General features: G+C 70.6%; 12 protein-coding genes. 4 read left to right on the plus strand and 8 right to left on the minus strand.

All coding sequences use genetic code 11. The annotated features are described in order from the left end of the window. Nucleotides 1-197 precede the first annotated feature (197 nt). Nucleotides 198-1,625, minus strand: coding sequence for a DHA2 family efflux MFS transporter permease subunit (locus ABZU74_RS19570; protein ID WP_355425593.1), 1,428 nt, complete (start codon nucleotides 1,623-1,625; stop codon nucleotides 198-200). 102 nt (nucleotides 1,626-1,727) lie between these two features. On the opposite strand from ABZU74_RS19570, the gene ABZU74_RS19575 reads away from it, so the two are divergent. Continuing rightward, nucleotides 1,728-2,405: a TetR/AcrR family transcriptional regulator gene (locus ABZU74_RS19575; RefSeq protein WP_355425718.1), complete on the plus strand. Its 678-nt coding sequence runs from the start codon at nucleotides 1,728-1,730 to the stop codon at nucleotides 2,403-2,405. 31 nt (nucleotides 2,406-2,436) lie between these two features. On the opposite strand, the gene zwf is transcribed toward ABZU74_RS19575, so the two are convergent. Continuing rightward, complete coding sequence (zwf, locus tag ABZU74_RS19580) at nucleotides 2,437-3,816, minus strand: glucose-6-phosphate dehydrogenase (RefSeq protein ID WP_355425595.1); 1,380 nt, start codon at nucleotides 3,814-3,816, stop codon at nucleotides 2,437-2,439. A gap of 212 nt (nucleotides 3,817-4,028) precedes the next feature. On the opposite strand from zwf, the gene ABZU74_RS19585 reads away from it, so the two are divergent. Beyond that, complete coding sequence (locus ABZU74_RS19585; protein ID WP_355425598.1) at nucleotides 4,029-5,624, plus strand: beta-N-acetylhexosaminidase; 1,596 nt, start codon at nucleotides 4,029-4,031, stop codon at nucleotides 5,622-5,624. Between the two features lie 56 nt (nucleotides 5,625-5,680). Here ABZU74_RS19585 and ABZU74_RS19590 read toward each other — a convergent pair whose 3' ends face one another. Continuing rightward, a complete protein-coding gene (locus tag ABZU74_RS19590; protein WP_355425601.1) occupies nucleotides 5,681-6,145 on the minus strand; it encodes a hypothetical protein in 465 nt (154 codons plus the stop codon). A 121-nt stretch (nucleotides 6,146-6,266) separates the two neighbouring features. Next, complete coding sequence (locus ABZU74_RS19595) at nucleotides 6,267-7,172, minus strand: PhzF family phenazine biosynthesis protein (protein ID WP_355425604.1); 906 nt, start codon at nucleotides 7,170-7,172, stop codon at nucleotides 6,267-6,269. Between the two features lie 49 nt (nucleotides 7,173-7,221). Between ABZU74_RS19595 and ABZU74_RS19600 the strand changes: the two genes are divergently transcribed. Beyond that, a complete protein-coding gene (locus tag ABZU74_RS19600) occupies nucleotides 7,222-8,010 on the plus strand; it encodes an alpha/beta hydrolase (RefSeq protein ID WP_355425607.1) in 789 nt (262 codons plus the stop codon). A 436-nt stretch (nucleotides 8,011-8,446) separates the two neighbouring features. On the opposite strand, the gene ABZU74_RS19605 is transcribed toward ABZU74_RS19600, so the two are convergent. Then, the gene (locus ABZU74_RS19605; protein WP_355425610.1) at nucleotides 8,447-9,208 is read right to left on the minus strand and encodes a hypothetical protein; all 762 of its coding nucleotides are present in this window, start codon (nucleotides 9,206-9,208) and stop codon (nucleotides 8,447-8,449) included. Next, nucleotides 9,205-9,756, minus strand: a complete 552-nt coding sequence (locus tag ABZU74_RS19610) for an AAA family ATPase (protein ID WP_355425612.1) — start codon at nucleotides 9,754-9,756, stop codon at nucleotides 9,205-9,207. Before ABZU74_RS19610 ends, ABZU74_RS19605 begins: the two co-directional genes overlap by 4 nt. A gap of 59 nt (nucleotides 9,757-9,815) precedes the next feature. Here ABZU74_RS19610 and ABZU74_RS19615 point away from each other — a divergent pair, with 59 nt between their 5' ends. Beyond that, nucleotides 9,816-10,805, plus strand: coding sequence for a tyrosine-type recombinase/integrase (locus tag ABZU74_RS19615; RefSeq protein ID WP_355425614.1), 990 nt, complete (start codon nucleotides 9,816-9,818; stop codon nucleotides 10,803-10,805). A gap of 6 nt (nucleotides 10,806-10,811) precedes the next feature. On the opposite strand, the gene ABZU74_RS19620 is transcribed toward ABZU74_RS19615, so the two are convergent. Then, on the minus strand, nucleotides 10,812-11,501 hold the full coding sequence (locus ABZU74_RS19620; RefSeq protein WP_355425617.1) for a fasciclin domain-containing protein: 690 nt from the start codon (nucleotides 11,499-11,501) through the stop codon (nucleotides 10,812-10,814). An 85-nt stretch (nucleotides 11,502-11,586) separates the two neighbouring features. Further along, nucleotides 11,587-13,659, minus strand: a complete 2,073-nt coding sequence (locus tag ABZU74_RS19625; RefSeq protein WP_355425619.1) for a M14 family zinc carboxypeptidase — start codon at nucleotides 13,657-13,659, stop codon at nucleotides 11,587-11,589. Between the last annotated feature and the right edge of the window lie 34 nt (nucleotides 13,660-13,693).

Raw genomic sequence — 13,693 nt, forward strand, 5'->3', positions numbered from 1 at the left:
AGCGGTCACTCAGCGCCCCGCGCGGCGCGCCCCGGGTCACGGGGCCCGGGGGCGCGCCGCGCGCCCCGGGTCGCGTGATCGACTCGGCTTCCGGAAAGTCGGGGTGTCGCGCAGGGCAGGACACCGCGAGATCCCGGGAAACCGAGTCGATCACGATGCCGCTGGAGGCCGACAGTGCCGGCCTCCAGCGCGCCCCCTCAGGCCGCGACGGCCGCCTCGGCGACCCGCTCGGCGTCGGGGCGCAGTTGCGGGGTGGCCAGTGAGATGACCAGGTTGGCGATCGCGAAGACGGCGGCGATCAACAGCCCGCGGTGGAACCCGTCGACCAGCGCCTGCTGCTGGCCGGCACCGCGGCTGAGCGCGTCGCTGACGTGGGTGACCGACAGCGTGGTGACGACGGCCAACCCCAGGGCGCCGCCGACCTGGTACACGGCGGTGACCACACCGGACGCGGCGCCGGCCTCATGGTGTTCGACGTCGGAGATCGCGGAGATCTGGGCGGGTACGCCCAGCGTGGTGATGCCCAGACCGAACAGCAGCAGACCCGGCAACAACTCGCCGACGTAGGAGCCGGAGGCGCTCGCCCCGCTGAGCAGCAGCAGGCCGATCACGCTGAGCAGCGCGCCGATGATCTGCAGGGTGCGGGTGCCGAGTCGGTGCACCAGTTGGGTGGCGAGGGCGGCGCCGGCGATGGCAGTCGCGCCCATCGGCAGGAACTGCAGGCCGGCGGTCAGCGGCGAGGCACCGCGTACCTGCTGAAGGTAGATCGCGGTGAGGAAGAACATCGACAGGAACGCGGCGCCGTTGAGCGCCAACGCCCCGCTGGAGACACTCAGCGCCCGAAAGCGGAACAGCCGCAGCGGCACCAGCGGCGCGGCCGAGCGCGCCTCGACACCGACGAACACAGCCAGCAGCGCGACCCCGCCGATGAGCGTGGCGAGCACCTGCGCCGAGCCCCAGCCGGCGGACTCGGCCCGGACCACGCCGAACACGACGGCGAGTAGACCGGTGGTGCCGAGGACCGCGCCGAGCGCGTCGAAGGTGCGGGGGCCGGGCTGGGAGTGCCGCACGGCCGCCACGAAGGTCGGCACGATCGCCACGAGCGCGATGACGATGGGTACGTTGACGAAGAAGACCCACCGCCAGCTCAGCGCGTCGACGAGCAGGCCGCCGGCCACCACGCCGAGTGTGCCGCCGAGCCCGGCGAGGGCACCCCAGATGCCCATGGCGATGTTGCGTTCCCGTCCGTGCGCGAACGTGACGGTGAGGGTGGCCAACGCCGCGGGGGAGAGCAACGCTCCGCCCAGGCCCTGCACGGCGCGCGCGGCGATCAGCAGGCCGGGCGAAGTCGCGAGTCCGGCGAGCAGGGACATCGCCCCGAACAGCACCAGGCCGACGATGAAGATCCGGCGGGCGCCGAGCAGGTCGGCGGCGCGACCGCCGAGCAGCAGGAAACCACCGAAGAGCAGGGTGTACGCGCTGATCACCCATTGCAGGTCGTCAGCGGTGAAGCTCAGGTCGGTCTGAATGTTGGGCAGAGCCACGTTCACGATCGTCACATCGAGGATGACGATGAACTGCGCCAGCGACAGCACCGCCAGCGTTGCCCAGGGACTACGTCGCATGCCTACCTCATCGGAGAAAAGACGTCAGCACGGCGCGGTATACGCCGTACATCTACAACGTAGACCGACGTGTGTACGTAGTACACTGGCCTTGTGGCCAGTATGAGCAAGGACACCCCGCAGCGTCTCGACCCCACCGCGATCGTCGCGAGCGCGCTGCGCATCGCCGACGCCGAGGGCCTGTCCGCGATCACCATCCGCCGACTGGCCCAGGAACACGGCGTCACCCCGATGGCGCTCTATCGGCACTTCCGGGACAAGAGCGACCTGCTCGACGCGCTCGCCGCACGCCTGCTCGCCGACATCTGCCTACCCGAGCCCACCGCCGCACCCTGGGACGAGCAGATCCGCGCCATCCTGGCCGCCTGCCTCGCCGCGCTACGCCCACACCCCACCGTCGCCGGGCTCGTCCCCACCCGCATCCTGCTGTCCGAGCCGGGCCTGATCCTGGTGGAGCGCATGCTCGCCCTGCTCGACGGGGCGGGCTACCCCCCGGAGCAGGCCACCGAGATCGGCAGCCAGGCCCTCTGCTCCCTGGTGACCCTCGTCGCCACCGAACCCGGTGCCACGGAGAGCACCGACCCGGACACCCGCGACGACGCCATCCGCGCCAAGCGGGCGGCACTGCAGGCGTTGGCACCGCGGCGTTTTCCGCACGTCCTCGCCGCCGCCGACGCGCTCACGCTCTGCGGCGACCGGGACGGCTACTACGACCTGGGCATCGAGTTCGCCGTCGCCGGCATCCGCGGCATCCGCCCGGCGACCCGTACCACCGGATGACCCCACCGCCCACGAGCGGTGCGGTCCGCCGCTACCGCAGGTCCGGGAGGTGCCACCCGCCGGCCAGCGCGTCGGCGTCCGCCGGACCCCAACTGCCCTTCTCGTACGACTGCACCGCCTCCGGCAGATCCAGGATCGGCTCGACGATGCGCCACTCCTGCTCGATCGTCTCGGCACGCGCGAAGCGCAGGTGCTGCCCGTCCATTGCGTCGTCGAGCAGCCGCTCGTATGCCTCCTGCCGGCGGCCGAAAGCCGAACCGAAGTCGACGGACAAATCCACCGGGCGGCTCGCCACCTCGGCGCCCGGGCTCTTCGCCTGGATCGACATGGTGATGCCGTCACCGCGCCCGAGGCGGAACCGCAGCAGGTTCGCGGCCCTCGCCGTACCCCGCTCGGCCGGGATCAGCGAACGCTGCGGCTGCTTGAACTCGACCACGACCTCCGTGGCCGTCCCCGGCAGCGACTTGCCGGTGCGCAGGTAGAAGGGCACACCCGCCCAGCGGGGGGAGTCGACAGTCAACCGGGTCGCCACGAACGTCTCGGTGTTCGAGGCCGCCGCCACGCCCGGCTCGTCGAGGTAGCCGGCGTACTGCCCCCGGACGGTGGACTCCGGCGACAGCGGCGCGATCTGCCGCAGCACCGCGGCCTCCGCCTCCCGGAACGCGCCGGTGTCCTCGCTGGCGGGCGCCTCCATCGCGATGAGCGCGACGACCTGGAGGATGTGGTTCTGCAGCACGTCCCGGGTCGCGCCCACAGTGTCGTAGAACCCGGCCCGGCCCTGGGTGCCGAAACCCTCGGCGAGGGTCACCTGGATGTTGTCGATGTGCTCGTTGTTCCACAGCGGCTCGAACAGCCGGTTGGCGAACCGGAAGGCGTAGAGGCCCTCGACGGCTTCCTTGCCGAGGTAGTGGTCGATGCGGAAAATCCGCTCCGGCGCGAAGGCCGCGCCGAGCGTGCGGTCCAGCTCGCGGGAGGACGCCAGGTCACGCCCGAACGGCTTCTCCACGATCACCCGACCCCGGTCGGCCAGACCCACAGCCGCCAGGCCTTCGACGACGGAGCCGAACACGGCCGGAGGGATCGCCAGGTAGAAGACCGGCCGCTCGGCGTCGCGCAGCCGCTCAGCCAGCCGCTGGTACGTCGTCGGGTCCGCGTAGTTGCCGGAGATCATGGAAAGGTTGTCCGCCAGCCGATCGAAGATCTCGTCGTCGATCTCGTCATCGGCCTCGGTGACCGACTTGCGGGCCATGGTGACCAGCTGCTGATCATCCCAGGGGGAGCGGGCCACGCCGATCACCGGAACGTCGAGGCGGTCGCGCCGGGTCAACTCGTACAGCGCCGGAAACAGCTTCTTCGAGACGAGATCTCCCGTGACGCCGAACAGCACTACCGCGTCTGAGCGCATGTGCATGGCACTTCCATTCGATCATGTGCTTCTGATCTTCCGAACGGACAACGGCGCGACCCGCTGCGGGAATTCCCCCGCGCGCGGCACACGTGAGGTCGGCGACAACGCTGTCTCGACAAGCCCCTACCTTAAGGAAGGTTTACAGTACAGGCGGGGCACCGGTAGCCTGCGATTCTAATCGACGAAGGTCGATCATGACGAGGCCTGGAGGTACCGTGCGTCACCACCCCACCACGCGGCTGCTGGCCATAGCCGCGCTCGCACTACCCCTCATCCTGCCCGCCACGCCCGCCCCCGCGGCGGCGGCCCCCGCACCAGCCCGACAGCTCACCGACGTCATCCCCGCACCTGTCGACACCCGCCCCGACGCGCAGAACGCGTTCCGGATCAGCCCCCTGACCGTGATCCGCACCACCCCCGGCTCGAGCGCCGCCCGGCGCATCGGCCACCAACTCGCCACGACACTGCGCCCCGCCACCGGCCACCCCCTACCCGTCCTGCCCGTCCGCTCCACCCCGCTACCCGAGATCGCCCTGCTCATCGGGGACGCCGGCGACCGCATCGGCCAGCAGGGCTACCAACTCGACGTCACCCGCCGCGGCGTGACCATCCGCGCCAACACCCCCGCCGGACTGTTCGCCGGCACCCAGACCCTGCGCCAACTGCTCCCCGCCGAGATCGAAGCACCCGACCGGCAGCGGACCACGTGGACAGTCCCCGGCGGACGAATCGTCGACTACCCACGCTTCGCCTACCGGGGCGCGATGCTCGACCTCGCAAGGCACTTCCACACCGTCGACGACATCACCGCCTACGTGGACCTGCTCAGCCAATACAAAATCAACTACCTGCACCTGCACCTCACCGACGACCAGGGCTGGCGCATCCAGATCGACTCCTGGCCCCGCCTCACCACCGTCGGCGGCGGACCCGGCACCGGAGTCGACGGCGTCGGCCCCGGATACCTCACCAAAGCCGACTACCAGGCCGTCGTCGCCTACGCCGCCGCCCGACACATCACGATCATCCCCGAGATCGACATGCCCGGGCACACCAACGCCGCCCAGTCGACATACCCCGAACTCAACTGCGACGGCGTCGCACCACCCCCGCGCACCGACATGGCGGTCGGCTACAGCTCCCTCTGCATCAACGACGAACTCACCTACCGCTTCGTCGAGGACGTCATCCGCGAACTCGCCGCCATCACACCCGGGCCGTTCCTGCACATCGGCGGCGACGAAGCCCACGCCACCACCGACGAGGACTACCGCACCTTCATGAACCGCGTCCTGCCCCTGGTCGCCAAGTACGGCAAACGCGCCTCCGGCTGGAACGAGATCACCCAGGCCGACCCGTCCACCGACGTCGTCGCCCAGTTCTGGGGCACCGGCACCACAAACGCCAGCCTCGCCGCAGCCGCCGCCCGCGGCAACAAAATCATCATGTCGCCGGCCAACAAGACCTACCTGGACATGAAGTACGACGCCAACACCCGCCTCGGCCTACGCTGGGCCGGCCTGATCGAGGTGTCCGACGCCTACGGCTGGGACCCGGCCACCAGGGTCACCGGCGTCGGCGAGAACGCCATCCTCGGCGTCGAGGCCCCGCTGTGGTCCGAGACGCTGCGCACCCTCGACGACATCGAATACATGGCCTTCCCCCGCCTACCCGCGATCGCCGAACTCGGCTGGTCCACCTCCACCAGCCACGACTGGGAATCGTTCCGGACCCGGCTGGGGGAGCAGGCACCCCGCTGGCGACTGCAACAGGTCAACTTCTACCCGTCCCCGCAGGTGCCCTGGACCTGAGCCCCACCGCGCCGCTGTCCGTGGGCACCGGCCAACCCGGCCGGTGCCCACGCCGATCAGCGACCGCAGGCGGTGTCCAACGCCTTCAGCAACGGGTCGACATCCGGCGCCTCGATCTCGGTGGCCTTCGGACCGGCCAGGTGCTTCTCCACGCCCGCAGCCAAGGTCTCCAACGCGGTACGCACCTGCGGATCGGCAGCGGTCGGCGCCGTCGTCCGGGCATCCTGCAACAGCGCGGTGAAGTGACCACGGACCTTCGCGCCCGCCTCCTTGGCGCTGACCGGCTTGTCGATGGCGGCGATCGCATCGTCCGCCATCGCGACGTAGTGCTTCTTCACAAAATCGAGACTGGCGTCGCAGACCTGCCTGCTGTTCGCCGCCACGTCGACGGTCGGGCTGGGCGCGGCCGACGTCGACGCGGCAGCAGGCTGGGCGTTCTCCTTCTCCGCGGGCTGGCAGCCTGCGGAGAAGCCGGCGACCGCCACCAGGGTCAGGACAGCACGAACAGGCTTACCGATCATGGTGTTCCCCCGTGATGATCAATGGCCTCGACGTCGAGAGAGACGCCTCACCGGCCAGGACGCACCACTGTAGAGGGCGCACACTGCCACCGCACACCAGGTTTCCACCGCCCTACACCCGTCATCCGCGCGACACGGGACACGCCACCGTACGGACAACCGTCGCGGCGGCCCCCACCAGGACCCGCAGCCCGGTGGGACCCCGACGGGCAGAGGCGGTGATGGTCGCCGGTACCCCGAGGCCGTCACCCATGTCGACGGTCAACTCCGTGAAGCCGTCACCCACCAGGCGAGCGGCCAGGCAAGCGGTGCTGTTCACATTGGCGATGTCCTCAGCAACCCCGATCGACGGAGCGAACATCCGGGCCACCACACCACCAGAGGACGTCGGCGCTGAATAGACGTAGCAACCCAGCAACCCCAACTGGTCGCACGCCGCACGGAGCCGGTCCAGGTGAGGGCCCAGGGTCACGACAGCGCCAGGCGTGGCGACCGGCACCAGCACCCGCGCCCGCCCCAACGACGCCACACACGCCCCGGACAGCAGATCGCCCGGAGCGACACCCAGAGCATCGACGGCGAGACCACTCTCCACCGACGTCGCGTCCCGCACCTCCACCCGACCCGGGTCGAACACCGCACGAATCTGATCACCGTCGCGGACCGCGCGACCGACGAACGTGCGCCCCGACACGCGCAACCGGAACTCGTGCTCGCCACCGCGACGACCCCCCGCGAGGTACGCCACCGCCGCCACCGTCCCGTGCCCACACGCGGGCAGTTCCCCCTCGGCGGTGAAAAACCGCAGGTCCACCGGCTCATCACCCACAACAGGCCCCACGAACACGGCATGAGAAGTGCCCATCCGAACCGGCACCCGGCTGCGCTCGGCGTCGCTCAACACGTCCTGCGCCTCCGCCGTGGGGGAGAGGGACTCGTCGACGACAGACGTCGGACTGCCCCCACGCCCGCCCCGAAGGCAGGCGCTGACGATGGTGACCACCACCGAGTCATCGGAAGCGGGCACCGCCGAACTGTCATCACACCACGCCACCACACTCACTAGCATTCCGGCCATGAACCTGGCGGTCGATCAGTCAGCGAAAACCGGGCCGCCCGTGGTGTGCCTACCGATGTTCGCAATGACCCGCGCCGCCATGGCCGCCGCGTTCAGCCCAGCCCTCGCGGGAGCGGGCCTGCGCGAGGTCTACCTGGACCTGCCCGGGCACGGAGACAGCCCCGCACACTGCCCGCCCACCTCCCAGGCGGTGCTGGACACCGTCTGCGCCTGGCTCGACCAGCACCACGACGCGCCAGTCCTGCTCGCCGGAGCGTCCTACGGCGCGTACCTGGCGGCCGGCATCGCACGCCAACGACCCGACCTCGTCCGCGGTCTGCTCCTCGTCTGCCCGGGGGTCACCATCGCCCGCCACAGCCGGGACCTACCCGACGACCCACCGCTCGAAGCGCCAACGGGCTGGCTCGACGCCGCCCCGGCCGCCCTGCACGCGCACCTCGACGCCGCCCTGGGCCACCGCACCCCAGCCGTCGTCGCGACGGTGCTCGCGGCACTGAACTCCGGCGGCCCCGGCGACCCGACATTCCAACAGCAACTGCAGAGCGGCCCCGACTACGCGCTACCCGACGAGACCGCCGACGTCGTCTTCGACGGCCCGGTCAGCGTGATCACCGGCCGACAGGACCGAATCATCGGATACGCCGACCAGTTCCGCGCCATGCGCCACTATCCCCGCGGCACCTACACGGTGATCGACGCGGCCGGACACTACCTGCCATACGAACAACCCACCCTGCTGCGATCGCTCACCCAGGACTGGCTGCGCCGCACGATCTCACCAAACTGACGATGCGCCGACAGGGGAGCGAATCGTCAGTTGTCAATCCGACAGCCCGGCCCGAACTGGGGCCACGCAGCGAGCAGCGCCACCGATGGCCCACTCGTGTCGACGGTCCGCCGCCCTTACCAGATGCCGATCGCGTTCCAGCGGCTCGCACCAGGGGCAGTCGCCGCTGTAGGGATGGCCAACGGTTCTGCTGAAGCGTTCTGGTGGTAATGCCGCCAGGTGCGTTCGGCGGCGTCGCCGCGTACGTGCGCCTCGGCGCTCGCCACGTGGGTCAGGCACATCCCGTGAATGCCTCACGCACCCTCGTCGACCGAGTGCGGCAAGTGGCGGTGTCACCCCCTTCTCGGCGACTTCCGAGCTACCGAAGCACATTCGATAATGCACATTATGTAAAGTAGGACGTTCTGGCGGTCCCCTCGTCGTCGGCCGGCCGGGGTCAGTCCCGCGTCAGACCGGGCGGACACGCGTCCCCGTCCGGCCCGACGAGGCGCGCGTTGACCAGCGGGTTGCGCGCCAGCGCCGCGAGCACGGCGGCGCTGGCGCCGATGTCGGTCCAGGTGTCGTCCCACAGGGCCGAGACGAGCCAGGAGCGATCCGCCGGAAAGAACAGGTCGGGCAGCGCCCCGTCGCCGCGCATGTGGCCGGTCCGCCAGCTGAGGGCCTGTTCCGGCCCGGCCTCGACCAGCACGTAGGGCCAGTCCCAGTAGAGGAACACCCTCGGGGCGCGCGGGAAGACGACGTCGTGGGCGCCGGTGTCGAGGAAGCCCAGCCACCAGGGTTGCTCGGGCGTGCACGCCGCCAGTTCGTCGATCACCGCGTGTTCGTGGGCGTCGAGACCGACCCCGTCGGGCGGGTGGAAGGTGCCGTACGCCTCGAACACCGGCGGAATCGCGGTGATGACCGAGAAGCCCTGCGTGGTGCGCCCGGCGAGCCAGGCGACGTCGCTGGCCGTGCCGATCCGCCAGCGCCGCCCGTCCTTGTCGACCTGGACGGGGCCGGTCCGGGTTGTGGTGTCACTGGAGTCGTGGGGTGCGACGACGGCGGTGGGCGTCGCCCATGGGGACCACCCGGGCCGGTCGGTCGCCCGCCACCGGTGCCCCTCGGGACAGACCCAGGCCATGGGATCGTCCGGATCTCGGTACACGGTGGGTGTGCCGGGTTGACCGCACTCGGGGCAGCTGGCACCGGGCGACGTCATGTCGCGCACGATACGTGTTCCTCGATCAGGGCCACCCGTGTCCGCACCGGTCCGGCTGGCACGTCGACCAGCTGGTGCCCGTGCTGCTCGTACACCTTCCGGTGCAGGCGGGCGAAGGCCAGCGCGTCGGCGTAGCTGATCTGGCGGGCTGCGGTGTGCCGGATGAAACTCAGCGGGCTGATCAGGAACACCAGGCGTAGGTAGGTGCGCTCGCGCATGATGCGGTCCACCTCGGCGGTCAGCGCCGGGCCGATGGGTCTGCCCAGGTGGCGGGCCAGCGCCAGGGTGCAGAGCGGCGACCGGTCGTAGAACTGGACCGGCTGACGCGGGTCGGCTCCGACCTGCCGGTGGTGTTGCAGCGCGGCGACGGCGTCGACGAAGTCGGTGTCGTGCCACGGCTCTGCGTACCCCTGTGCCTGCCTCTCGGCGATGAGGTCGGTGGCGGCCTCTCGGACGGTGCCGTGTCCCCTGTGGTGCAGCGCCTCGATCATGGTTGTCTTGCCGGCGCCCGGTGCTCCCGTGAGGACGTACCGGCGGGGTTCTGGCATCTCCTCCCCCTCTCTCGGTCCCCTTCCGGGAAACCCGAAAATGCTGCATAATATCCCTTATGCATGACAAACAGGACGAATCGCTCACCGTGCTGATCGAGGAGTTCCTGACCGCACGGGCCACCCGCAAGCCCTCCCCGCACACTCTCGCCGCGTACCGCAGAGATCTGCACGCGGTCGCGGCCCTGGTCGCGGAGGCCTCTCCCCTCCCCCTGGACGCGTTGTCGATCACCGACCTCTCCCCCCGGGTGATGCGGGCGGCGTTCGCCCGGTTCGCCGCTCCCCGGGCGCCCGCGTCGGTGCACCGGGCGTGGTCCACCTGGAACAGTTTCTTCACGTTCCTGGTCGCTGACGGGTTCGTGGCGGGTAACCCGATGCCGGCGGTCGGACGGCCTCGGGCGCTACTCCCCCAACCGAAGCCGCTGCGTGGCGCGGACACCCCCGAGGTGCTGCTCGCGTCCGCCGCGCGCGACGACGGTCGGCAACGCGACCCGTGGCCGGAGCGGGACGTGGCGGTGTTGGCGGTGGCGCTCTGCGCCGGGCTGCGCCTGTCGGAGCTGTTGGCGTTGCGCGTCGACTCGCTCGGCGGTCGGCCCGGTGAGCGGCGGATCGCGGTGGCGGGCAAGGGCGGGCGGCCTCGGGTGGTGCCGATCGAGGCGGACCTGGACCGAGTGCTGCTGGACTACCTGGACAGTCGGGCGCGGCGCTTCGGTTCGCGGTCGGTACGCCCCGACACGGCGTTCCTGGTGGATCGCCGTGGTGAGCCGTTGCGCCGTGGTGGCCTGCAGTATCTCGTCGAGTCGTGTTACCGGCGCGCGGGCATCGGTGACCGGGTGCCGCGTGGTGCGCGGTTGCACGCGCTGCGGCACACCTTCGCGACCCGGTTGGCGGAGGACGGTGCGAGCGCGGCGGAGATCATGCGGTTGTTGGGGCACGCGTCGTTGGCGTCGTCGCAGACGTACATCGAGGTGACCGCCGGGCAGCAGCGCGACGCGGTCCGCGCGAACCGGACCAACCGTGCGTTGGCGGGTCTGGTCCCGCCCGGGTGAGGGTGGTCAGTGTGCCCGGTGGTCGGTGCCGTCGGCGGTGACGGGCAGTGGGCCGAGGACCGCGTCGATGATGTGGATGCGGGCGTTGGTGGCCTGGTAGTCGGCGCAGACAGTGTCGGCGCGGTCGCCGAGGCGGGCGGTGGGCCCGGTGCGGGTGACGGTGACGGTGACGCCGTCGAGGGTGGTGGCGGTGCCGGCGTTGACCAGGTCGGCGATCGGGTGGGTTCCGCTGATGAGGTGGGCTTTCAGCAGGGTGCGGAGCTGGTCGGTGTGGCGGGTCATGAGGTCGTCCCAGTTGTCCTCGGAGAACGTGGCGGCGAAGGCGTCGTCGGAGGGTGCCAGGGCGGTGACGCCGGTGCCGGTGGGCAAGTCGGTGAGGACGCCGCTGGTGCGCAGTGCCGCTTCGAAGGTGGTGAGGGTGGGGATCCAGCGCAGTGCCTGGTCGACGGGTTGACCGGCGAGGAAGCTCGGGTTGCCCGGCTCGGCGCCGGTGGGCAGTGCGGCGCAGAGCGGCCCGGTGACCTGGGGTACGGCGGTCGCTGCCACGGCATCCGTGCGAGGAGCTGCGGGGCTGCCGGTGCAGGCGGCGAGCAGCAGGGTCGGCAGGAGCAGGCCGAGCGCCCGTCGGACGCGCCGAGCGCCTTTCGGGCCGGGGAGCCGTCGGGGGTGTCGCGGTGGGGTGGCGGGGTGCGACACGGTGGCCTCCACGGGGTTGGTGGGGCGTGCCGGCGGCGGGGGCGGTGGTCCCGCGCCGCCGGCACGACGGTTGGCTAGTGGTCGGTCACAGTGCGGCGCACTGCGAGGTGCGGGGGCCGTGGACGGTGTTGGCGATGCCGAGGTTCTCCGGGGTGGGGCTGTTGCCGGTGCAGTGGAGAGGGCCGCGGATGGTGGTGCCGGCCAGCACGGGTGCGTCGGTGCCGGTGGTGTTGCCGGACAGGTCGGCGGGGCCGGCGATGGTGGCGTCGATGATGGAGATCGTGTCGGTGGTGTTGGCGATGCGGACCGGGCCGTTGATGGCGCTGTCGGCGAGGAGGATGCCGGCGGCGCCGGTGGCGGTGAGTGGGCCGCTGATGGTCGTTGCGGTGGTGACGAGCGCCGCGCCGGCCCGGACGGTGACCGGACCGTTGATGGTGGCGTCGTCGGCGCAGGTGAAGCCGGTGACGACCAGGGGTCCGTTGCGGCGGCCGGTCACTGTGGGGTGGACGCGTTCGCCGTCGGTCAGCTTCTCCACGCCCTTGGGGTCGAGGAGCAGCGGGATGAGGCCGCGTTCCGGCTGGTTGAGGGGGACGTAGTGGTCGTCGCCGATCGTGATGACCTTCCAGCCGTGGGCGGCGATGCGCTGGGCGACGGTGGTGCCGACGCCACCGGGTCCGTCGGTGCGGACGCCGTTGTACTGCGCGTCGGTGAGTTTGTAGGCGCAGGGCGGGTTGTCGAGGATCAGGTCGGCGGGGGGCGCGTCGAGTGGTGGTGGGCTGTCGCCGGGGTGCGGTGCCGGGTGGGCGGGGATGGGGCGGGAGCCGCGGAAGACCAGCCGGCCGGTGTTGGCGGCCTGGGATTCGATGGCCTCGGTGCGGGCCTTGAGGATGTCGGCGCGGTCGGCGCGGTGGTAGTCGAGGAACTGGTGGAACGTCCACAGGGCCGAGTAGGTCTTGCGGCGTCGGTTGTTGGCGGTGTTGCCCTCGTCGGGGCGGGTCTGGCCGCCGGAGCTGCGCAGTTCCAGCAGGGAGTTGGTGACGTTCTTGAGTCCGAGGGTGTTGCGCAGGATGGTTTCCTCGCTGAGGCCGACGTTGCCGCCGCCTTCGCAGCCGTAGGGGCAGGCCCACCAGCCGGCTTCGGCGCCCTTGGTGTACATGTGGCCTTCGATCATGTCCTGGGACTGGTCGAAGATGGGTTGGGCGACGTTCTGGTGCCGTGGGGGCAGCATCGGCAGGTCGCCGGCGCGGGAGTTGCCGAACTCGTGGCCGTCGTAGCCGGCGACGGGTCGGTAGTCGCGGACCATCCTGATGTACGCGGCGGTCTCGGGTTGGCGGATCAGGGAGTAGTCGCGGTTGAGGTCCTGGCCGGTGGAGTTGCCGCGGGTGTTGTTGGCGCGGCCGTCTCCGTTGATGGTGGGGACGATCAGGACGGTGGTGTGGCTGAGCAGGTCGGTGATGCGGCTGTCGGTGCTGAAGGCGAGTTGGCGGGCCATGATGAGGCAGGCTTCGCGGTCGCCGGGTTCGTTGCCGTGCACGTTGCAGTTGATGGCCACGGGTGCGGTGGCGGCGACGGCTGCGGGGGTGGCCGGTGGGGTGGGGTGGCCGATGACGAGCATGTTGATGGGTCGGTTCTGCACGGTGCGGCCGAGTTCGACGACGCGGACGCGGTCGCTGAGGGCGTCGATGGCGGCGGTGTAGGCGTACTCGTCGGTGTCGCTGGTGTACTGCGCGGCGTGGGTGGTTTCCCACTGGGTGCGCAGGCTTTCGCCGGGGGTGTCGGGGTTGCCCCAGGAGGCGGTGGTGGTGGCGGTGATCGGCTCGGAGTAGGGCTGTTCGGTGGTGCCGGTGCGGGCGCGTACGCGCCATTGGAAGGTGTCGCCGGGGTGGTAGCCGGCGTCGGCGAAGGTGGGTGCCTGTTGGTTGATCTGGCGGTTGGGTCGCCAGACGCCGACGATGGTGGGTGCGCCGGTGGGGGTGTTGTCGGCGTCGACGGGGGTGCGTTCGATCTGGTAGTCGGTGGCGCCGTCGACGGGTTGCCACGCGAGGGTGGTGTATCCGTCGGCCTGGTGGGCGGTGAGGGCGGTGACCTGGTCGGGTGGTGCGGCGTTGGCGGGGCTGGGTGCTGCGGTGGTGAGGGTGACGGCGATGATGGTTGACACGGCGATGAGGGTGGGTCGCTGGCGTCTCATGTGG

This window comes from Micromonospora sp. NPDC005171, from assembly GCF_040608575.1.
In the GTDB taxonomy this organism is placed as follows: Bacteria; Actinomycetota; Actinomycetes; order Mycobacteriales; family Micromonosporaceae; genus Micromonospora.

Bases quoted from the DNA above. Each gene is read 5' to 3' on its own strand.
- ABZU74_RS19570 (WP_355425593.1), bottom strand. From the start codon at position 1,625: ATGCGACGTAGTCCCTGGGCAACGCTGGCGGTGCTGTCGCTGGCGCAG.
- ABZU74_RS19575 (WP_355425718.1), top strand. From the start codon at position 1,728: ATGAGCAAGGACACCCCGCAGCGTCTCGACCCCACCGCGATCGTCGCG.
- zwf (WP_355425595.1), bottom strand. From the start codon at position 3,816: ATGCACATGCGCTCAGACGCGGTAGTGCTGTTCGGCGTCACGGGAGAT.
- ABZU74_RS19590 (WP_355425601.1), bottom strand. From the start codon at position 6,145: ATGATCGGTAAGCCTGTTCGTGCTGTCCTGACCCTGGTGGCGGTCGCC.
- ABZU74_RS19600 (WP_355425607.1), top strand. From the start codon at position 7,222: ATGAACCTGGCGGTCGATCAGTCAGCGAAAACCGGGCCGCCCGTGGTG.
- ABZU74_RS19605 (WP_355425610.1), bottom strand. From the start codon at position 9,208: ATGACGTCGCCCGGTGCCAGCTGCCCCGAGTGCGGTCAACCCGGCACA.
- ABZU74_RS19610 (WP_355425612.1), bottom strand. From the start codon at position 9,756: ATGCCAGAACCCCGCCGGTACGTCCTCACGGGAGCACCGGGCGCCGGC.
- ABZU74_RS19615 (WP_355425614.1), top strand. From the start codon at position 9,816: ATGCATGACAAACAGGACGAATCGCTCACCGTGCTGATCGAGGAGTTC.